The 20,779-nt window shown below is 67.7% G+C and carries 14 protein-coding genes; 11 read left to right on the top strand and 3 right to left on the bottom strand.

Going from position 1 to position 20,779, the window contains the following annotated elements; all coding sequences use genetic code 11:
• Position 1: 1 nt before the first annotated feature.
• Both FOB72_RS27945 and FOB72_RS27940 read left to right on the top strand, forming a co-directional pair.
• Positions 2–274 carry a XapX domain-containing protein gene (locus FOB72_RS27945; protein WP_150376310.1) on the top strand — a complete coding sequence of 91 codons (273 nt, stop codon included), beginning with the start codon at positions 2–4 and terminating at the stop codon, positions 272–274.
• A 203-nt stretch (positions 275–477) separates the two neighbouring features.
• Complete coding sequence (locus FOB72_RS27940; protein WP_150376308.1) at positions 478–864, top strand: response regulator transcription factor; 387 nt, start codon at positions 478–480, stop codon at positions 862–864.
• A 99-nt stretch (positions 865–963) separates the two neighbouring features.
• On the opposite strand, the gene FOB72_RS27935 is transcribed toward FOB72_RS27940, so the two are convergent.
• Entirely contained in the window at positions 964–1,677 is a 714-nt protein-coding gene (locus tag FOB72_RS27935) for a YoaK family protein (RefSeq protein WP_150376306.1), read from the bottom strand.
• A 340-nt stretch (positions 1,678–2,017) separates the two neighbouring features.
• Here FOB72_RS27935 and FOB72_RS27930 point away from each other — a divergent pair, with 340 nt between their 5' ends.
• Both FOB72_RS27930 and FOB72_RS27925 read left to right on the top strand, forming a co-directional pair.
• Positions 2,018–5,959 (top strand): ATP-binding protein, encoded by a 3,942-nt coding sequence (locus FOB72_RS27930; RefSeq protein WP_150376304.1) that lies wholly within the window; start codon positions 2,018–2,020, stop codon positions 5,957–5,959.
• Between the two features lie 32 nt (positions 5,960–5,991).
• Positions 5,992–6,657, top strand: coding sequence for a response regulator transcription factor (locus FOB72_RS27925; protein ID WP_150376302.1), 666 nt, complete (start codon positions 5,992–5,994; stop codon positions 6,655–6,657).
• Positions 6,658–6,668: 11 nt separating this feature from the next.
• Here FOB72_RS27925 and FOB72_RS27920 read toward each other — a convergent pair whose 3' ends face one another.
• Both FOB72_RS27920 and FOB72_RS27915 read right to left on the bottom strand, forming a co-directional pair.
• The gene (locus FOB72_RS27920) at positions 6,669–7,619 is read right to left on the bottom strand and encodes a helix-turn-helix domain-containing protein (protein ID WP_150376300.1); all 951 of its coding nucleotides are present in this window, start codon (positions 7,617–7,619) and stop codon (positions 6,669–6,671) included.
• 57 nt (positions 7,620–7,676) lie between these two features.
• Positions 7,677–8,351: a hypothetical protein gene (locus FOB72_RS27915; protein ID WP_150376298.1), complete on the bottom strand. Its 675-nt coding sequence runs from the start codon at positions 8,349–8,351 to the stop codon at positions 7,677–7,679.
• A gap of 244 nt (positions 8,352–8,595) precedes the next feature.
• Here FOB72_RS27915 and FOB72_RS27910 point away from each other — a divergent pair, with 244 nt between their 5' ends.
• The 7 genes from FOB72_RS27910 to FOB72_RS27880 all read left to right on the top strand — a co-directional run bounded on the left by FOB72_RS27910 (position 8,596) and on the right by FOB72_RS27880 (position 20,778).
• Positions 8,596–9,294, top strand: a complete 699-nt coding sequence (locus tag FOB72_RS27910) for a hydrolase (RefSeq protein ID WP_150376296.1) — start codon at positions 8,596–8,598, stop codon at positions 9,292–9,294.
• Between the two features lie 68 nt (positions 9,295–9,362).
• A complete protein-coding gene (locus tag FOB72_RS27905; RefSeq protein ID WP_191002286.1) occupies positions 9,363–11,231 on the top strand; it encodes an amidohydrolase in 1,869 nt (622 codons plus the stop codon).
• Positions 11,231–11,674, top strand: coding sequence for a DoxX family protein (locus FOB72_RS27900; RefSeq protein WP_150376294.1), 444 nt, complete (start codon positions 11,231–11,233; stop codon positions 11,672–11,674). Before FOB72_RS27905 ends, FOB72_RS27900 begins: the two co-directional genes overlap by 1 nt.
• A gap of 23 nt (positions 11,675–11,697) precedes the next feature.
• Positions 11,698–12,780 carry a porin gene (locus FOB72_RS27895; protein WP_263364844.1) on the top strand — a complete coding sequence of 361 codons (1,083 nt, stop codon included), beginning with the start codon at positions 11,698–11,700 and terminating at the stop codon, positions 12,778–12,780.
• A 259-nt stretch (positions 12,781–13,039) separates the two neighbouring features.
• A complete protein-coding gene (locus FOB72_RS27890; RefSeq protein ID WP_150376290.1) occupies positions 13,040–13,429 on the top strand; it encodes a response regulator transcription factor in 390 nt (129 codons plus the stop codon).
• Between the two features lie 16 nt (positions 13,430–13,445).
• Positions 13,446–19,163, top strand: a complete 5,718-nt coding sequence (locus tag FOB72_RS27885) for an AAA family ATPase (protein ID WP_150376288.1) — start codon at positions 13,446–13,448, stop codon at positions 19,161–19,163.
• A 103-nt stretch (positions 19,164–19,266) separates the two neighbouring features.
• Positions 19,267–20,778 carry an MFS transporter gene (locus tag FOB72_RS27880; protein WP_150376286.1) on the top strand — a complete coding sequence of 504 codons (1,512 nt, stop codon included), beginning with the start codon at positions 19,267–19,269 and terminating at the stop codon, positions 20,776–20,778.
• Position 20,779: the final 1 nt, after the last annotated feature.

Here is a 20,779-nt window from a genome sequence, read left to right as displayed (position 1 = left end):
CATGAAACTCTATCTCGTCTCCCTCGGTGCCGGCGTGCTCGTCGGCATCATCTATGCACTGATGCAGGTGCGTTCGCCCGCGCCGCCCGCAGTGGCGCTTATCGGGCTGCTCGGCATGCTGATCGGCGAACAGGTGGTTCCGCCTATCAAACGCATGCTGGCGGGCGAGCCGGTTACAGTCGCGTGGTTCCACGCGGAGTGCGTGCCGAAGATCACGGGCACGCCCGGTCCGCTGGCCTCGCGCGAGTCGCCCGCGAAGGACGAAGCGCACTGATCGGATGCTGTGCACCGGTGTCGCATGTGGCACGTTACGGTGGCAGGGGCTTCGTTCCACGAGCGAACAGTACCCAATTGTGGGATACCCAGATATGTCGCGTGCCAGTATGCTCACCTCAGATAGCAGCCGTCACGACACGACAACGCTGCTATCGCCCTGAGGAGCCTTAAGGATTCCGTGTGATTGCTGTCTCCGGTGTCATGTCACCGACCGCTTCCGCTACTACGCATGCCATTGCCATCGTCGATGACGATGAGGCCGTTCGGGTGGCGGTTGGCCGTCTGCTGCGCTCGTTCGACTTTCGCGTGGAACTCTACGCGAGCGGTCCAGACCTGCTCGATGCGCCGTGTATCGATACGCTCTCCTGCATCATCAGCGACGTACAGATGCCCGCGATGAGCGGATTTGCCGTGTGCCAGGCGTTGCGTGCGCGTGGCTGCGAAGTGCCGGTGATCCTGATGACCGCCTTCGCTGGCGACAACATGGAACAGAATGCGCGCGCCGCGGGTGCGACGCAGTTCCTCTCGAAGCCTTTCGACGAGGACGATCTGATCCATTGCATCGAGCGCGCGCTGAGCGGCGGCTGAGCGTCGGCTGAGCGTCGGATTGACCGGACCGGACCGCATCGAACGATGCGAATCCGGCAACCGTGCCTTCTCTTCATGCAATCGCTTCATGCAATCGCTTCATGCAATAGATTTCGCCGCGCCGACCGCCCGCACGCGCGTGCCGCTCAGTGTGGCCAGCACGACCACCGGCACCCAGGCGGCCCAGTAACCGACCCACAAATACAGCCGCGCCCCGAGAATCGCTCCCGCCGCGAACGCGAGCACGCCCGGCACCATCTTCGCCAGCCGCCCGCGAATCGCGGCACGCTCTTCCGGCGCCGCGGACAGCAGGTCCACGACATCGATCACCACCTGCGTCGTATTGCCCGTCATGATCGTCGTGGGACCGAGCTCGGCCAGCGCCGTGCGCGAGAGTGCGTTCTGCACGGCCATCGCAGTGACCGCGAGCAGTCCGGTCGCGGTGCCGAGCCAGACGGCAGCCGTCCCCGTGCTGCCGGTCAGCGCGATGCCGGCAACGGCAAACAGCGCCAGCAGCAGGCATTCGATGGCGACCAGCATCGCCACCGCATGGGGCTGCCGCGCCGCAAGGCGCTTTTCCGTGATGCGCACGAGCGCCACCGCCACGACGAACGTCGGCAGCGCGAGGACCTTGAGCGCGAGGGACTCCGCATGGCCGACCGAGGCGACGCCGATCATGATCAGGTTGCCGGTCACGTGTGCGGTAAACAAACCCGCGAGCGCGATAAAGCCGATGACGTCAATGAACCCCGCGACGAACGCGAACGCGGGCAGGTGGTATTTCGGGGAAGGTGGCTGGCTGGCGGATGGCATGCTGGCTCCGTGCAATGTTATTCAATTCGGCTCAATGCGTGCTTGCATAATCTGAGCGACCAGGGATGCAATATAGGCTGATACCGCCGAATCGAGCCCGGTTCGTGTCGAAGTCAATGTTCAATATTTTTGAATTAAAAGTTTGCCCAACGACTACCATTGCAAAAGCAGTCGCACCGTTGCCGGACGCGCCGAAAGACCGCGCTGGCATCAGGGGAAAGTCATCGGACAACCCTGACCCCTGTTAAAAGCTTGCGAAGTAAAAGTTTTGCTTTGCAGGCGATTGCCTCGGTTCCATCCGCGAGTGACGGATGTTGTGTGGGTAGCTGACGCTTGGACGATGTACGCCTCTTCATTTCTGGACGCACGCCGCGAATCTGGCTTCGAGATCTTCTGGGAAGATGCCGACGTCATCTTCGGCAAGTTCCGCCGTCCCGACGCGGAGGGACGCTGGCACCCCATGCTCGCGGTCTGGACGCACAGCGACAATCCGGCGCCCGCGACGCTGTGCCGCCTGGCGCGCGAATACGCGCTGCGCGACGTGCTGGACAGCGCCTGGGCGGCGCGCCCGCTGGCCTCGCATCGCGAGCGCGGCCATGGCGTGCTGCTGCTCGAGGACCCGGGCGCCACGCCGCTCTGCCGCCTGACCGGCACGTCGATGGACGTGGACCGGTTCCTGCGGCTCGCGGTACCGATCGCGTCCGCCCTGGCCGGATTTCATGCCGCCGGTCTGCTCCACCGCAATATCAAGCCCGCGCATATCCTCGTGGATACGGAGCGGGATGCCGCTGACGGCGCCGCCGAGGCCCGTGCGTGGCTGACCGGCTTCGGCATCGCCACGCACGAGGCCGACCGCGGCGACGCGCCCGCCCCGCTCCACGAGATTGCCGGCACGCTCGCCTATATGGCACCCGAACAAACGGGATGCATGGACCTGCCCGTGGATGCGCGCAGCGATCTGTACGCACTGGGGATCACGTTCTACGAGATGCTTGCCGGTACGCTGCCGTTCCGCGCGCACGACGCGAAGGATTGGGTCTACAACCATATGGCGCGCCAGCCCGCCCCCGTCGATCAGGGCCGGCGATGGATTCCCGCCGCGGTGGCACAAATCGTGATGAAGCTGCTGGCCAAGGCGCCCGAAGATCGCTATCAAAGCGCCGCGGGTCTCGCCGCGGACCTGCGGCATTGCCTCGAGGCCTGGCGGCAGGCGCGCGATATCGCCCCGTTTCCGCTGGGCCGCTATGAGCGCGCCGCGCGCGATCCCGCATTCCGCGCCGTGCCGCATGCCGACCGGGCCGGTGGCATGCGGCGCAACGATGCCGCGCCGCCGCGCGACATTCCGGAGGCCGAACGCCGGTTCGCCGCGCTGATCGATGCCAACGCCAACCTGTTCGAACTCGCCGCGGCAACGCGCATGCTGCTCGAACTGCTGATGGCGAGCGACCAGCGCGAACGCGCGGCCGCCGTAGGCGTGCAGTACCTCCAGCGCGCCGAGGGCGGATGGGCCGCGCATCCGCGCGCGGAGGACGTACAGCATGAGTTCCGCCTGCTGCGGCAGCGGTTGCGCGAACGGCTGGGGGAGCGGCCGGTCGCCGACCTGCTCGACCTGCCGCCGATGACCGACCGCGTGGCCCTGGGCACCATGGACGTGCTCACGGCCCTGATGCCGCCGGCCTGGTACACCGACGAGTATCTGCGCACGCGCGTGATCCTGCGCATGGTCAACCTGAGTCTTGCGCACGGCAATGCCGATACGTCGTCCCTCTGCTATGCGTGGCTGGCGATGATCCTCGAGCCGGCCGCGGGCAATGCCGAGAATGTCGCGTTCGCGCAACTGGCCATGGCGCTTGCGGACCGGCGCGGCATAGCCAATGTGCAGGCGCGCGTCTATCAGGTGGTGGGCGCGCATGTGCTGCCGTGGCGCGACCCGTTGCCGGTGGCGACCGGGGTGCTGCGCCGCGCGCTCGATGTGATGAGCCGCATCGGCGACGTGACCCACGCTTCGTTTATCCACAACAATCTGATCACGCATGCGCTGGTCGGCGGCGATGCGCTGGCGACGGTTCAGCCCGAGGCCGAGGCCGGCCTGGCCTATGCGCGCCACGCACGCTTTGGTCTGGCGACCGATCGCATTGCCCCGCAGCTGCAGTTGATTCGCACGCTGCGCGGCCTGACGCCGGTGTTCGGTTCGTTCGACGAGCCCGGCACCGACAAGGGAGCCGGCGAAGCGGGCGGATTCGGGCAGAGCGGTTTCAATGAAAGCGCCTTCGCGGGGCGTGTCACCGGCGACGCTGGTCTCGCGCTCGCCGCGTGCTGGTACTGGATTCGCCGGCTGCAGGCGCGTTTCTTCTCGGGCGACATCGATGCCGCCGTCCATGCGGCCGACCAGGCCGAGCGTCTGCTCTGGTCCTGCCCGTCGTTCCTGGAACAGGTGGAGCACTGCTTCTACGCCGCCCTCGCGCTCGCCGCCCAGCGCGACAACGCCACGGACGCGCAGCAACGGCGGGAGTCGCTGGCCGTCTACCATCGCCAGCTCCAGAGCTGGGCCGCGCATTGTCCGGCGACCTTCGCCGACCGCGCCGCGCTGGTCGGGGCGGAGATCGCGCGGCTCGATGGCCGCGACGGTCGCGATATGGAGGCCATGCGGCGCTACGAATCCGCGATCGAGGCCGCGCGCGATCAGGGACACATCCACCTGCAGGCGCTTGCGAACGAGCTGGCCGCGCGCTTCTATCTCTCGCGCGGATTGCCCAAGGTCGCGCGGATGTATCTGCGGGAAGCACGGCGCTGCTATAGCCACTGGGGCGCCGATGCCAAGGTCTGGCAACTCGATGCGCTGTATCCGCGCCTGGCCGATGAAGACCGCCCGCCCGCGCCGACGGGCGCTATCGGGAGCCCGCTCGGCGGCACCATCGGCGCCCCGCTGGAGCATCTGGACCTCGCGACCGTGCTCGAGGTATCGCAGGCGATCTCGCGCGAGATCCACCTCGACAAGCTTGTGGACACGCTCATGCGCACCGCGCTGGAGCAGGCCGGCGCCACGCGCGGCATGCTGATCCTGCTGCGCGATGGCCGCCCGCGTCTCGCGGCCGATGCCGTCGCCGACGAGAACGGCATCGTCGTGCGAACGCCCGAGGCGGAGGCCGAGGCGGGTATCCAGGCCGGCGCCCCCACTGCATCGGTCGCACCGCTCGCACCGCTGGGAGCGGACACCGCGCCGATCCCGCTGATCGAGCAGGTGCTCGCCTCCGGCGAGAGCGTGGCCGTGGACAACGCGCCCAATCTGTCCGCCTATATGAACGATCCGTACGTGCAGCGGCATCGGCCCCGCTCGATGCTGGGCCTCCCGCTGTTCAACCAGGCCACGCTGGTCGGCATTTTGTATGTGGAGAACCGGCTCGCGCCACGCGTGTTCATGCCGGCCCGCGCCGCGATGCTCAAGCTGCTCGCCTCGCAGGCCGCCGTCGCGCTCGAGAACAGCCGCCTGTACCACGAGCGCCGGCGCGCCGATGCCGCGCGAATGCAGGCGCAGTGCGAGCTTGCGCACGTCTCGCGCGTGATGACGCTCAGCGCGCTGGCCTCGTCCATCGCGCACGAGGTCAGCCAGCCCCTTGCCGCGATCATCGCCAACACGAGCGCGGCCATGCGCTGGCTGCGCCGCGCGCCGCCGAACCTCGACGAGGCGCAGGCCGCCCTGCAGGGCGTGGCCGCGCAGGGCGAACGCGCGAGCGCCGTCATCGTGGGCATGCGCGCGCTACTCAAGAAGACGGCTACCGCATACGAGCGCGTGGACCTGAACGCGGTCATCGGGGACACGCTGCCGCTGGTGCGCGGCGAGGCCGCGCGGCGCCGTTGCGCGATCGCCATGACGCTGGCGACGGACCTGCCACACGTGGCCGGCGACCGCGTGCAGCTGCAGCAGGTGGTGCTCAACCTGCTGATGAATGCCATCGAGGCCAGCGCCGAGCCGGAAGGCGTTGCCAGACCGCGCCGCCGCGAGATCCTCGTGCGTACCGCGCGGGCGGAGGCCGGGGGCGTACTCGTGGCCGTCCACGACGAGGGCGTCGGACTGCGGCCGGACCAGGCCGAGCAACTGTTCGAAGCGTTCTACACGACCAAGGAGCAGGGACTGGGCATGGGCCTTGCAATCTGCCGGTCGATCGTCGAGTCGCATGCGGGCCGCCTGTGGGCCTCGCCGAATCACCCGGCGGGCGCGATCTTCCAGTTCGTCATCCCGGCCGACGTATCGAATATCGATTCCCCCACTCATCACTCTTGAAAAGTTTCATCGAAAGCTTTAAGTATCGACACATGGAAGCCACCAACCGATTCTCAGACTGGACCGAAGACGCCGCGAACGAGTTCCTGGTGCTCGTCGTGGACGACGACGCGGCCGTGCGCGAAGCGGTGTCCGGTCTGTTCGCATCGATAGGCCTGCGCGTGGTGCAGCACACGACGGCCGAAGCCTTGCTGGCTGCGCCCCTGCCGGAACAGCCTAGCTGCATCGTGCTCGATATCTCGCTCGGCGGACTCAGCGGCCTGGAGCTGCAGACACGCCTGCGCAAAGATGGCATTCATACCCCCATCGTCTTCCTGTCCGGCGTCGGCGACGTGCCGATGACGGTGTCCGCGATGAAGGCAGGCGCGATCAACTTCATCGCCAAGCCGTTCCGCGACCAGGAACTGATCGATGCGGTATTCGAAGCGCTGCACCTCGACGTCCAGCGCCGCGCGGAACTGGCGCGCACGGCGGCCCTGCGGATCGGCTTCGCGAGCCTGACCCCGCGCGAACGCGATGCGATGACGCTGCTCGCGCGCGGTTTGTCGAACAAGCAGGTGGCGGACATGCTCGATATCAGCCCCGCGACGGTCAAGACCTACCGCGCGCAGACGATGAAGAAGATGCAGGCGCGTTCGTTCGCGGAACTCGTCACGATGGCGCGCGCGCTGGACCTGGTCACGGCGCAGCCGGACTGATCCGACGCCGATCAGGGCATTTCCCTGCCAACCGCCTCGCGGCGCCAGACTCCGGGGGTGACGCCCGTGGCGCGCGAGAACACGCGGGTGAAGTGGCTCTGATCGCAGAAGCCGCATGCCACGGCCACGTCGGCCAGCGCCAGTTCGGTATTGCGTAGCAGGCCATAGGCGCGCTCGAGCCGGCGCTCGATCAGCCACTGGTGGGGTGTCTGTCCCGTCGATTCGCGAAACGCGCGCGTGAAATGGCTGCGCGAGAGCTGGCACGCGTCGGCCACCTCGCCGACGGACAGGTTACCGTCCATGCGCGCGGCCAGCATTTCCTTGGCGCGCTCCACGCTGCGCTGGGGCAGCCGCCTGAGCGCCTTGCCGCCATCCTCGGGCAATGCCGCGCCGCCGCCATAGCGATGCACCAGATGCGCGCCGATGGCGAGGCTCAGTTGATCGACGAACAGCTGGCACGCCTGCTCCGGGTGCTGCAGCAGTGGCACCATCGCGTGGGCCAGATGCGCAAGCACCGGATCGGCATGGGCGGCCATCGGCTGGAGATTGCCCGTCCCCGCGCCGCGCTCGAGGGCCACGCGCTCGATAAACGCGCGCGAGATCTCCACGAGCATGAAATCGAAGTCGCTGCAGAAATCGGCCTTGTACTCCACCGCGAGACTGCGGAGGTAGATCGCGCCGTTGTCGAAGTCGTGCGTGTTCGCATGCCGGCCATCGAAGATGCGGCGACGGTGGCCGCCGCGCAACGATACGCCAAGCAGCACGCCGCGGTCCGTGGCGGGCATGACGACCTGCGTCGCGCGCTTGCCGAGCGAACTCTTGCGGTAGAACTGGACGTCCTTGCCGATCAGCGCCTGATCGTCGCTAAGCCGGTCGGCCGTGCAGCCGAAAGTGTCCACGCTGGCAGCGGCGGGCGCCTGAGGCAACGGCGGGGGCGCCGTTCGAGGAGCGATCGCGGGCATGAGAATCTGGAAGTCGTGCGGCATAAGACCACCAGAGGATAGCAGGATGCAGCGAAGTCATGCATGCGCGCGCGCACCGACGGGCGAGACTGGCATGACCGGAAGCTCCGCACTGCGGAGTGTCGCGCCATCGAGGGTCAGCGCCATGGTCACGCTGCCATGCGCATCCCGGCGCGCGGCCAGCTCCAGCCGCCCCGCGCCCGGCGGCGCCGATGTCCATGAGCCGAGACCGTCCAGTGTCTCCGCCAGCAGGCCCAGCACCGCATGCTGGACGCGCGCGTGCTCGCCCTGCACACGCGCCAGCGATGGCTCGACTTCGACATGCAGGTCGAACCCCGCGTTGTATACCGCGGCACGCGCGAGGGGCACCACGTCGTCGATGGCACGGCCGAGATCGAACAGGGCGAGACAGTCCCCCGGCACACCACCGGACAGTCCGCCCTCCGCCAGCATCAGGGCGTGCAGGCAACGGATCTGTGCTTCCGCGCGCGCGGCCTGCTCCTGAATACGGCGCAAGCCTTCCCGCAGGTTCGCCGCGACCTCGTCGTCGCCGATCTGGCCCGCCGTCTGGCCCGCCGTCTGGCCCTCACCCCCACGCAGCGCGCGCTGCGCGGCGCCCGCCTCGAGCCCGATCACGGTCAGCGGTTCGCGCATGGCGTGCGCGATCGACGCGGCAAGCGCTGCCAGCGGGTCCCGGCGTGAGGCCGGGTCCGTGCGGTTCGAGCGGGTCATGACAGCACCTTTCCTTATGCAACCGTCGATGCGACGGCGAATCTTCCCGGAACCGCGACTGGCGATCCCGTTGGCAATGTACATGCCGCACCGCGGCATCGATAGGACGGCTGTGCGGTTTTTGTACAAACGTGTGCCGCTCCTCCTGATAGTGGAAGCCGCTAATACGATGAGGGGATGGTCGCGAAGGAGGCTCGCACATAGTCTTCCGGTTCCTGCCCAACCCGTCGCAAGGAGTGACACCATGTCCAATCCCAAGCTCGAAGTGCTGACCCCGCACAACAGCCAGCTGATCATCATCGACCACCAGCCGCAGATGGCATTCGGCGTGCAGTCGATGGACCGCCAGACGCTCAAGAACAATGTGGTCGGCCTGGCCAAGGCAGCAAAGATTTTCAACGTTCCGACCACGATCACGACCGTGGAAAGCGATTCGTTCTCCGGCTACACGTACCCGGAACTGCTCGACGTGTTCCCGAACGCGAAGACGCTGGAGCGCACCTCGATGAACTCGTGGGACGACCAGAAGGTCCGCGACGCGCTGGCCGCGAACGGCCGCCGCAAGGTCGTCGTGGCCGGTCTCTGGACGGAGGTTTGCAACACGACGTTCGCGCTGTGCGCGATGCTCGAGGGCAACTACGAGATCTATATGGTGGCCGACGCCTCGGGCGGCACCACCAAGGATGCGCACGACTACGCGATGCAGCGCATGGTGCAGGCCGGCGTGGTGCCCGTGACCTGGCAACAGGTGTTGCTGGAATGGCAGCGCGACTGGAAGAACCGCGACACGTACGACGCCGTGATGGCCGTGGCCAAGGAACACTCGGGCGCGTACGGCATGGGCGTGGACTATGCCTACACGATGGTACACAAGGCAGCCCAGCGCACCGCCACCCCGCACGAGTCGATCGCGCCCGTGCACGCACCGGTGATCGAGCGCTGATGCGTCGTCGCCAGTTCCTTGCTTCGGCTGCCGCGCTCGGCGCGGCGGCTTCCTCGGAGATCTTTGCCATGTCCTCGTCCCAGACGCCAGATCTGATCCTCGTCAACGGCAAGTTCGCCACGCTCGACCGCTCGCGCCCGCAGGCGGACGCGGTGGCCATTCAAGACGGGCGCTTTGCCGGCGTGGGCACGCGCGAGGACATCATGAAGCTCGCCGGCCCGCAGACGCGCGTGATCGACCTCAACGGCCGCCGCGCGATTCCCGGGCTGATCGACAGCCACATGCACATCATCCGGGGCGGTCTGAACTACAACATGGAGCTGCGCTGGGACGGCGTGCGCTCGCTCGCCGACGCGATGCGCATGCTCAAGGCGCAGGTGGACCGCACGCCCGCCCCACAATGGGTGCGCGTGGTAGGCGGCTTCACCGAGCACCAGTTTGCCGAGAAGCGGCTGCCGACCATCGAGGAACTGAACGCCGTGGCGCCCGACACGCCCGTGTTCATCCTGCATCTGTACGACCGCGCGATCCTCAACGGCGCGGCGCTACGCGCGGTGGGCTATAACAAGGACACGCCGAACCCGCCGGGCGGCGAAATCGTGCACGATGCGCACGGCAATCCCACGGGCCTGCTGCTGGCCAAGCCGAACGCGACGATCCTCTACGCGACGCTGGCCAAGGGCCCGAAGCTGCCGCCCGAATACCAGAAGAACTCCACGCGCCATTTCATGCGCGAGGTGAACCGGCTGGGCGTGACGGGCGTGATCGACGCCGGCGGCGGGTATCAGAACTACCCAGAGGATTACAACATCATCGAGGAACTGCACGACGAAGGGCAGCTCACGGTGCGCCTCGCCTACAACCTCTTTACGCAGAAGCCGAAGGAAGAGCTCAGCGACTTCAAGACGTGGACGTCCACGGTGAAGCCGGGCCAGGGCGACGACCTGTACCGTCACAACGGCGCGGGCGAAATGCTCGTCTACACCGCGGCGGACTTCGAGGACTTCCGTGTCGAACGGCCCGACATGCCGCCGTCGATGGAAGCGGACCTCGAGCCCGTGATCCGCCTGCTGGCCGAGAAGCGCTGGCCGTGGCGCCTGCATGCCACGTACAACGAGACCATCTCGCGCGCGCTGGACGTGTACGAGAAGGTGGCCAAGGACATCCCGTTCACGGGCCTGAACTGGTTCTTCGATCACGCGGAAACCATCACGGACCGCAATATCGACCGGATCGCGGCGCTCGGCGGCGGTATCGCCGTGCAGCACCGCATGGCCTATCAGGGCGAGTATTTCGTCGAACGCTACGGCGCGAAGGCCGCCGAGGCCACGCCGCCCGTGAAGAAGATGCTCGAGCGCGGCGTCAAGGTCGGGGCCGGTACCGATGCCACGCGCGTGGCATCGTACAACCCGTGGGTATCGCTGTACTGGCTCACGACCGGCAAGACCGTCGGCGGCATGTCGATGTACCCGCAGGCCAACCTGCTCGACCGCGAGACGGCGCTGCGCCTGTGGACGGAAGCCAATACGTGGTTCTCGTCCGAGGAAGGCAAGAAGGGCCGCATCGCCGTGGGCCAGCTCGCCGACCTCGCGGTGTTGTCGGCCGACTACTTCTCCGTGCCCGGCGACGACATCCAGGACATTACCTCGGTGATGACGATCCTCGGCGGCAAGGTCGTGTACGGTGATGGCGAGTTCGGCAAGTTCTCGCCGGAACTGCCCCCGGCGATGCCCGACTGGTCGCCCGCGCGCCATGGCAGCCGCTATCAGCCGCGCCCGACGGCGCAGACGAAGCTGGCGCTGAACACGGCCTGCGGCTGCGCCTCCTCGTGCGGCGTGCACGGCCACGCGCATGCGCGCGCCTGGACATCGAGTGTGCCCGCGAGCGACGAAAGCTCGTTCTGGGGCGCCCTCGGCTGCTCGTGCTGGGCCTTCTGATGCGCGGCGTCTCCCTGCCCAACTGGGTGCGCACGCTAGCGCTCCTGCTGATCTGCGCGGCCTACCTGCAGGGCGGGCTCGTCAAGCTGTTCGACTTCGGCGGGGCGGTGGCCGAGATGCAGCACTTCGGCGTGTCGCCCGCGGTGCCGGCCGCGGCGGCCGTCATCGCGCTGGAGCTGGTGGCGCCGCTCATGATCGTGCTCGGCGTGTGGCGCTGGCTCGGCGCGCTCGCGCTGGGCGTCTTCACGCTGGGCGCGACCTTCATGGCCAATCGATATTGGGATGCGCCGCCCGAGGCGCGCTTCATGCTGATGAACGCGTTCTACGAGCACCTCGGCCTGTGCGGCGCGTTCCTGCTGATCGCATGGGAAGACCTGCGCCAGCGCAAAGCCAGACACGGCGCCGCCGCGGCATCCGACATGACCGGTAGCGCCCTGCGATGATGGCGACAAAGGTGAGGAAGGCGCTGGTGTTCGCGGCAGCCGGCGGCACCGCGGTGTTCACGGGGTCCGCGATGGCCGGTTCGCTGACCGTCTACGGCCGCCTGAACACCGCGATCGAATATTCGCGGGCGACTACGGCAACCGACGGCACCGCGCTCGGCAGCGTGGTGCGCCAGACCAATTACCGCTCGGTCTTCGGGCTGCGCGGCGAGGAGGACCTCGGCGGCACGTTCAAGGCGGTCTGGCAGATCGAAAGCAACCTGTCGCTGGACACGGGCCAGGGCGTCATCGCGAGCCGCAACTCGCGCGTGGGTCTGCAGGGCGACTATGGCCTGATCTTCGCGGGCCACTGGCACACCCCCTATACCGAATCGACGATGGGCTACGACCCGTACTATCCGACCACGGCCGGCTACATGGCCCTGATCGGGAACGGGTCCACCTCGACGTCGAACAATATCGACGACACGAGCTCGTTCGACCGCCGGCAGAAGAACATCGTCCAGTACCGTTCACCATCGTTCGGTCCGGTCAGCGTCTGGCTCGGCGCGGGCCTGCCCGAGGAAAAGACCATCGTCGCGCGCAATCCGGCGCTGTACTCGGCGGCCGTCGTCTACGACTCGGGTTCGCTGAACGCGACCGTCGCCTACGAAGTGCACCAGCATTACCAGGCCGCCAGCCGCAACGACGACGCCATCAAGTTCGGCGTGGCATGGCAGATTCTGACGGGCACGCGCGTGGCCGCCGTCTACGAGCATCTGCACTATCGGACCGACACCGGCGATCTGCAGCGCAACGCCTACTACGCCTCGCTGGTCCAGCAGGTCGGCGTGGGCAGCGTGCGCATCGGCTTCGCGCTGGCCGCCAATGGCACCGGCTCCTCCACGGACACGATCGGGTTCTTCCGCAGCGGTCCGGACACGGGCGCGACGCAGTTCACGGTCGGCTACGATTACCCGCTTTCCAAGCGCACGGCATTGTTCGCGTATTACAGCCGCATCAACAACCGCAGCCGGGCCATTTATGACTTCGCGATCAACGAACTGGGCGTCAGCGCGGGGGCGGATCCGCAGACCGTGGCACTCGGTATGCGGCACAATTTCTGACGCGTGAGGGCGGGAAACGAGATGGTTACGGGTAATACCAAGGTATTAGCGGCCACCCTTCTGGGGCGAGTAGCGGCGGTGCCCCGGGACAGGGTCTCTGCGACCCGCGTGGAGTGTGGCGGATTGCGCGGTGTGTCGGCGGGACGACGACAATACCACCGTATGATATGGGCCGCAGGCCGTCGGGACTATCCTGTCAGCAAGCGGTGGAGGGCGTCGGACCCCTCGTCATCGCTCAAGACGACTCGAAGGATTTTGTGTGACTGCCACCCCCGTGATTGCCATCGTCGACGACGACGCTTCCGTCAGGCATGCCATGGGACGATTGGTGCGCTCGTTCGACCTGGATGTGGAACTCTTCAGCAGTGGCCCCGAATTGCTGCAGTCCGCGTCGATCGACCACATTGCATGCCTGATCACCGATATCCAGATGCCCGCGATGAACGGTTTCGCATTGTGCGAAGCGCTGCGCGCGCGCGGCTACGACATGCCGGTGGTCTTCATGACCGCTTTTGCCCAGGAAGGTTACGAGCAGCGCGCCCGCGACGCGGGCGCTTCGTGCTTTCTGAACAAGCCGTTCCAGGACACTGATATCATCCGCTGCATCGAAAGTGCATTGCTGCCACGCCTGAGACCACCGACCGCCTGACGCCCTGCGCCGCATCATGACGAGCGAACGAATTGGCTTACCGGAGCGAGGCCTGCCTGACGTTACCCCCGTCACCCCGCCCGACGCCATCGCGTTACCTGAGTACCGCTTCGAGACCATCCATCAGGATGGCATCGTCGCGTTCGCGCGCGGTGTGCATCCCGGCACCGGCCATACGATCGTGCTCGCCCATGCGGCTTCGGCACAGGTGGAAGCGGAGGCCGCGCGCCGGCTCGAGAACGAGTTCGGCCTCCGCGCGCTGCTGCGCCCAGAGTGGGCCATCAAGCCACGCGGACTCGCGCGCTATCGCAACGGCGTGGCCGCGATCTACGACGACCATACCGGCACCCCGCTGACCCTCTTGATGGCCGAACGCCAGCCGCTTGCGCGCGTGCTGGCCATTGCCGTCAGCGCCAGCGCCGCGCTGCGCGCCGCGCACGAGTCGGGCCTGGTCCACTGCTCGCTCACGCCCTGCAGCCTGCTTGTCGAGCCCGGCGGCCGCTGTCGCCTGGGACGCTTCGATTTCGCGCAGCACGCGGTCGATGGCAGCACGAGCCAGAACGGCAGCCGCAACGGCACCCACTATCAGGGCGGCTTCAACGCGGGCCCGATGATCACGATCGCGGACCAGGCGCCGGCCTACATGTCGCCCGAGCATACGGGGCGCACGCACCATGCGATCGACGTCCGCAGCGACCTGTACTCGTTCGGCGTGGTCCTCTACCAGCTGCTCACCGGGCAATTGCCGTTCAGCGCGCGGAATCCGTCGGACCTGACCGAGTGGATACACAGCCATGTCGCGGGCACGCCCGCACCGCCGCACGAGATCGCGCCCGATGTGCCCGAGATGCTGGCGAACATCGCGCTGAAGCTGCTCGACAAGCGTCCCGCACACCGCTATCAGTCCGCGGCCGGCCTCGAAGCCGACCTCGCGCGCTGCGCCGAAGCGTTGGCCCGCGACGGCCGCATCGATCCATTCGAGCCTGGCACGCGCGACCGGCCGGGTGCCCTCGAGTTGCCGGACCAGTTGTTCGCGCGCGAGCCCGAACTCGCGCGGATGGCCGACCTCTGCACGCGCGTGGCCGCGAACTCGCGGCCCATCGCCGTGGCGCTGACGGGGCCGTCCGGCATTGGCAAGTCCGCGCTGATGCGCACGTTCGCGCAGGGCATGCCGCAGCGGCGCGTATGGTGCGCGGCCGGCAAGGCCGATCCGATCCGGCGCGACGTTCCCTATGCCGTTCTCGCCGACGCGTTCCGCGGCCTCGTGCACCAGATCGTGGGCCTGCCCGAGGACGCGGTCCGCATGTGGCGCATGCGCCTGCAGCAGGCACTGGGCGCCTATGGCCGCGTGGCGTCGAGCATCGCGCCCGCGCTGCGGCTGCTCGTGGACGAGTTTCCGGAGTTGCCCTCCGCCGAGCCGGTCGAACCGGACATGCACGTCGATCTGGCGATGCGGTGCCTGATCCATGCGTTCGCGCAACCGGACCGGCCCTTCGTGCTGCTGATCGACGACATCGAATGGCTCGACCGGCCGACACTCGAACTGCTCTCGCGCCTCGCGGGCGGCACGGGACCGCTGCGCCTGCTGCTCGTCTGCACCGCGCGGACCGCCGATGCCACGTCGCTGGCTGCATTGCGCGAGCGCGTCGCGGTGCACGATATTCCCGTCTCCGGCCTGCCCGTCGATGCCGTGGCGGCGATGCTTGCGCAGACGCTGCGCGCGCCCGATGCCGCCATGCGTCCGCTTGCGGAGGTCGTCCATGCGAAAACGCTCGGCAATCCGTTCTTCGTGCGGCAGTTCTTCAAGACGATGGCCGACGAACGGTTGATCGCCTATGCCGCGGACGCCGGGTCCGAGACGAGCGGATGGCGCTACGACCTTGCCGAGATCGATGCACGGACGTGCACGGACAACGTCGCCGAATACAGCCTCCAACATCTGCAGCAACTGCCCGACGACACGCGCCGGCTGATCGGTGGCATGGCCTGCCTCGGCAGCGTCTCGTCGTTCGCGCTGCTGTGCGACACCTTCGCGATCGACGAAGCGGCATTGCATGCGCGGCTCGCACCGGCCTGCGCGGCGGGTCTGCTGGTACCGACGCGGCACGATTACCTTTTTGCGCATGACCGCATCCTCGAGGCCGCGCATGCATGGCTCGACGATGACGCGCGCGCGCGCGTGAGCCTGCGCGCCGGGCGGCTGCTCGCGCGTGCGCTCTCTGCCGGCGAAGGCACCGGGTACGCGGGCGATATCCGCGACCACGCGCGCGGCGACGGCATGCGGGACGACGTGCTGTTTCGCGCGGCCGGCCTGCTGGCCCAGGCCAACGCGATGGCATCGTCGGATGCCGAGGCGTTCGATACGGCCCTGCTGCTTCTGGCCGCCGCACAGCGCGCGCGGCGTGCGGCCGCATACGACGCGGCGCTCCGCTACGTGAGCAACGGCCTCGATTATCTGCAGCAGGCGGCAGCCTCCGTGGACGGCAAGGGCCTGTACCACGCGCTGCGCGAGGAACAGGCGATGTGCTGGTTCCTGCAGGGCCGCCTCGACGCGGCGCTCGCGCTGGTCACGCAGCTGATCGACGGTCCTGGCGACGTGCTGCAGCGCGCGAGCGTGTACCGGCTCAAGGTGGAAATGCATTCGCGCCGGTCCGAGAACATGCTCGCGGTGGAAACCGCGATCGCGGGTCTGCGCCTGTTCGGCATCGAATTGCACGCGCATCCGTCCGCCACCGCCTGCAATACGCTGTACGCAACCATCCAGCCCATGCTTGCGGCCGCCACGCTGAACGCGATGCTGGCGTTGCCCGTGATGGACGATGCCGATACCGAAGCCGCGATGAGCCTGCTGGCCGCGCTGATGGTCCCGGCCAGCTTCACGGACGAGAACCTCGCTTTCCTGAGCCTGTGCCAGATGCTGCGGCTGACGCTGCGGCACGGCATGACGGCCGCGGCCACGTCCGCGCTCGCCTGGCTCGGCGTGCAGGTCTGCCATCGCTTCGATGCCTACTCGGACGGCTTCCGCTATGGCGAGATGGCCCGGCGGCTCGTCAATCATCATGGCTACGCGGCCCATATGGCGCGCGTGCAGCTGCCGCTCGACCAGCTCAGCGTATGGACGCAGCCGCTGTCGTATTCGATCGAATGCGCGCGCGCGGGTTTCGCGACGGGCGTTGCTCACGGCGACGTGACCAGCGCGTGCTATGCGTGCTGCCATGTCGTCGCCGCGATGCTGGTCCGTGGCGACCGCCTCGACGACGTCGCGGTGGAGATCGCGCGCGGCCTCGAGTTCGTGCGGCGCGCAGGATTCCACGATGTCGAGTCGATCCTGCTTGCACAGCAGCGCTTCGTCGATGGCCTGCGCGCGGGCGTGGATGCGCACGACACCGCCGCGCAGCGCTGGATCGACGAGGTGGGCCCCGACGGCGAAGGCATGCCGCGCGGCGAGCGGCTCTCGACGTTCCAGTTCTGGCACTGGCTCTACCGCGCGACGATGCTGCTGCTCGCGGACCGCCACGAGGCGGCCGCGATGTGCCTCGATCGCGCCGCCACGTTCGCGTGGTCCGCACCGGCGCATATCCATCAGCTCGACTTCCGCCTGCTGCGCGCGCTGACCATCGCGGCCGTGCCCGACGAGCCCGACCACGAGGCATGGAATACGCTGCGCGCCGACGCGCGCAAGATTCGCGGCTGGGCCACGGTCAATCCGGTCACGTTCACGGACAAGGCGCTGCTCGTGGAGGCGGAGATCGCGCGGCGCGAAGGCGACGCCATGCGCGCGATGACCCAGTACGAGCAGGCGATCGCGCATGCGACGGCGCACGGGTTCGTGCAGACCGTGGCCCTCGCCCACGAACGCGCGGCCCAGCACTGCGCCACGCTGGGCCTTGCCGCCGCCGCGCACGCGCACCGCCGCGACGCGCGCGATGCCTATGTGCGCTGGGGCGCGATGACGAAGGCGCGGCAGCTCGAGGCGCGCTTCCCGGAACTCGTCGATCCGAAGCAGCCGCGCACGTGGCAGCTTGGCGAAGGCTTTCACACCGTCGATATCGAGAGCGTGATCAAGGCCTCCCGCGCGCTGACCGAGGAGATCCGGATCGAGGGGCTCATCGACAAGCTGATGACGATCGCGCTCGAGTATGCGGCCGCGCAGCGCGGCCTGCTCATCCGCATCTACCCGGAAGGGCCGCTCGTGGAAGCGTGTGCCGATACCGCGGTCGATGGCGTGCGCGTCCGCATCGCGCAGGACCAGCTGCGCGCCGACATGCTGCCGCTGTCGATGTTCCATACCGCCACTCGCACGGGACAGGTGGCAATGGTCGGGGCGTCGACGCGCGCCAGTCCGTTCGCGATCGATCCGTATCTCGCGCAGCAGCCGGACTGTTCGGCCATCTGCATTCCGATGGTGCGGCACAACGAGGTCATCGGCGCGCTCTACCTCGAGAACCGGCTCGTGCGCGATGCCTTCACGCTCGATCAAACCCGCCTGCTGGAGCTCGTGGCCGCGCAGGCCGCGATCTCCCTGCGCACCGCCCGCCTCTATGACGATCTGCTCGTCGAGAACGAACGGCGCCAGCGCGTGGAGCGCGAGCTCCGCACGAGCGAGGCCACGCTGGCGATGGGCGAGAGCGTGAGCCATACCGGCAGCTGGCGATGGGACCTGCGCGAAGATCGCTTCTATTGCTCTGACGAGCTTCTGCGCATCTACGACCTCGACCCGACCGAGCGCGATTCGCCATTCGAGGTGTTCCTGTCGCGCATGCATCCCGAGGACCGGCCCGCGATACAGCGGCTGGTCGAGATCAATACCGCGCAGCGGCTGCCCGTGCAGGTGGAGCATCGCATCGTGCGCCGCGACGGGTCGATCGTGCACGTGGCGGTGATCGGCAAGCCGATGCCGCCGGAAAACGCCGCGCCCGACGCCACAACGTCGGGCGACGAGGAACCGCTGCGGTATTTCGGCACGGTAACGGACATCACCGCGCGCAGGCAGGCGGAAGATGCCGTGCGCAACGCGCAGGCGGACCTGGCCCGCGTCGCGCGCGCGACCACGGTGGGGCAGCTCACCGCGTCCATCGCGCATGAGATCAACCAGCCGCTGATGTCGATCGTCTCCAACGCCGGGGCGAGCCTGCGCTGGCTCGCGCGCGCCACGCCCGATATCGACAATGCGCGCGAGGGGCTCGTGGCCATCGCGAGCGAAGGCCAGCGCGCGGGCGACATGATCCGCAGCCTGCAGGGCCTGACGCGCAACGCCGCGCCGGTACTGGCCTCCGTGGATATCCACGAAGCCATTCGCCATATCCTCGCGATCTCCCGCAGCGAGATCGCGCGGCGCAACGTGACGGTGCAGCTGGAACTCGGCGCGGAGCCGTCGCATGCGTTCGGGGACAGCGTGCAGCTGCAGCAGGTCATTCTCAACCTCGTCGTCAACGCGATCGAGGCAATGGGCGATATCGAGGGCCGCGCGCGCATCCTGCGCATCGCGACGCGCATTGTCGATGGCGATGCGATCGAGGTGAGCGTCGGCGACACCGGCGTGGGGATCGGCGCGGAGGCGGCCGAGCAGGTGTTCGAGCCGTTCTACACGACCAAGGTCAACGGTATGGGGATGGGCCTCGCAATCTGCCGCTCGATCATCGAGGCACATCGCGGCCAGCTGCGCGCGGCCGCGCTGGTCCCGTACGGCAGCACCTTCTCCTTCACGATTCCGCTGCACGCACCCGCCACCTGACGGCGAGACCCATACGATCAGGTAGGAACGCTGCGACCACCGGACGACTGACGCGCCGGCGCGGCATCGATATGCTCCATGAACCAGGTTTCAGGAGCCACGGATGCCGGCCGTCCCACTGAGCGCGCTGCCCACGCTGGGGCGCCCCGCCGTCTTTACGCTCGGTCTCGCCCTCGGGTGCGCGACCGGCGTCGACTTCATCGCGACGTCGATGCTGGCGACGGGAGCCGTGCATATCCGTGCCGGGGTCTATGCGACGCCGGACGATTTTCTGTGGTGCCTTGCCGCCTACGCGGGCGCGGCCGTCGTCGCCAACCTGATCCTGCGCGGTGTGGCGGACTTCATCAGCTATCGCGGCGCTACGCTGCTCGGGCTGGCCATCGCCATCGCGGGCAGCGTGCTATGCGCGCTCTCCGACAACGTGGTGCAGCTCTCGCTGGCGCTGGCCGTGCAGGGCCTTGGCGCGGGTGGGCTGTTCGCGGCCTCGCGCACGCTCATCCAGTTGCTGGCGGCCCCGCAGGAGCGTGCGAAACTGCTCTGGCCATTCGTCATCGGCGCGCTCGGACTCAATGCGACCGCGCCGTGGACCACGGCCATCCTGATGCTCGATGCGGGCTGGCGCATGATCTTCGTGCTGCAGGCGGTCGTCATCGCATGTACATGGCTGCTCGTTGCCTGCACCTATCCGCGGCGCGTGCGGCCGCCGGTGCTGCCGGACCTCGATACGCTGGCGGCGCTGGACTGGCTGACCGTGATCGTGCTGGGCGCGGGGGCGCTGATCCTGATCCATGGGCTCGCCAACCTGCGGATCTATACCGCGCTCGATACGCCCGAGGTATTGCTATGGCCGCTCACGGGCGCGGTGCTCATGGTGCTGGCCTTCGCGCGCCTGCGCCGGCGGCCCGATGCGTGGCTCAGCCCGCGCCGTCTTGGCGGCAGGCGATACCAGACCGGCGTCCTGTTCTATGCCATCTATGCGGTCTTCGCGGGGCTGTGGAACTATCTGATTCCCAACCTGCTGCAGCTGGGGTTCGGCTTCACGTTCGAGTCCAGCGGACGCATTCTCACGCTGACCGAGGCGTTCGGCGTCTGCATGGCCATCCTGTTCGTCTGGTATGGCATGCAGCTGCCGGGCACGCGCCGTTACCTCGCGCTGGGCTACCTGATGACGGCCGCCGCCGCGTGGCTGTTCTCCACGCGTATCGAGACTGATCTGTCGATGGCGCGCATCATGCCGGTGCTGCTGCTTCAGGCGGCTTCGCTACCGTTCACGCTGCTGTTGGTGGCGCGGTTGTCGTTCCTCGAGACGTCGCTCGAGGATTTTCCGCATGCCTACCAGTTCAAGAACATCGTGCGGCAACTGGCGACCGCGGCGGGGACGGGGCTGGCCGCGCAGGGATTGCAGTTCGGCGAGGCCGTTGCGCGCACGCAGCTTGTCGATCGCGTGGATCCGTTCCGCCTGGGTGGCGTGCCGTCGGCGACGGCCCTGGCCACGCTGTCGCAGCAGATCGACCAGCAGGCCACGCTGGTGGCGACGGCCAACCTGCTGGCGATCGTCGGATGCGGGTGCCTGTTGGTGGCGGTCTTTGCCGGCTGGCAGCGCTGGCTGCGGTAGC

It is taken from the genome of Cupriavidus pauculus, assembly GCF_008693385.1.
Taxonomy (GTDB): Bacteria; Pseudomonadota; Gammaproteobacteria; order Burkholderiales; family Burkholderiaceae; genus Cupriavidus; species Cupriavidus pauculus_D.
This window is presented reverse-complemented; position numbering and strand designations above follow the sequence as displayed.

Excerpts from the sequence above, each read along its gene's own strand:
- FOB72_RS27945 (WP_150376310.1), top strand. The coding sequence starts at position 2 with ATGAAACTCTATCTCGTCTCCCTCGGTGCCGGCGTGCTCGTCGGCATC.
- FOB72_RS27940 (WP_150376308.1), top strand. The coding sequence starts at position 478 with ATGTCACCGACCGCTTCCGCTACTACGCATGCCATTGCCATCGTCGAT.
- FOB72_RS27935 (WP_150376306.1), bottom strand. The coding sequence starts at position 1,677 with ATGCCATCCGCCAGCCAGCCACCTTCCCCGAAATACCACCTGCCCGCG.
- FOB72_RS27930 (WP_150376304.1), top strand. The coding sequence starts at position 2,018 with ATGTACGCCTCTTCATTTCTGGACGCACGCCGCGAATCTGGCTTCGAG.
- FOB72_RS27925 (WP_150376302.1), top strand. The coding sequence starts at position 5,992 with ATGGAAGCCACCAACCGATTCTCAGACTGGACCGAAGACGCCGCGAAC.
- FOB72_RS27920 (WP_150376300.1), bottom strand. The coding sequence starts at position 7,619 with ATGCCCGCGATCGCTCCTCGAACGGCGCCCCCGCCGTTGCCTCAGGCG.
- FOB72_RS27915 (WP_150376298.1), bottom strand. The coding sequence starts at position 8,351 with ATGACCCGCTCGAACCGCACGGACCCGGCCTCACGCCGGGACCCGCTG.
- FOB72_RS27910 (WP_150376296.1), top strand. The coding sequence starts at position 8,596 with ATGTCCAATCCCAAGCTCGAAGTGCTGACCCCGCACAACAGCCAGCTG.
- FOB72_RS27905 (WP_191002286.1), top strand. The coding sequence starts at position 9,363 with ATGTCCTCGTCCCAGACGCCAGATCTGATCCTCGTCAACGGCAAGTTC.
- FOB72_RS27900 (WP_150376294.1), top strand. The coding sequence starts at position 11,231 with ATGCGCGGCGTCTCCCTGCCCAACTGGGTGCGCACGCTAGCGCTCCTG.
- FOB72_RS27885 (WP_150376288.1), top strand. The coding sequence starts at position 13,446 with ATGACGAGCGAACGAATTGGCTTACCGGAGCGAGGCCTGCCTGACGTT.
- FOB72_RS27880 (WP_150376286.1), top strand. The coding sequence starts at position 19,267 with ATGCCGGCCGTCCCACTGAGCGCGCTGCCCACGCTGGGGCGCCCCGCC.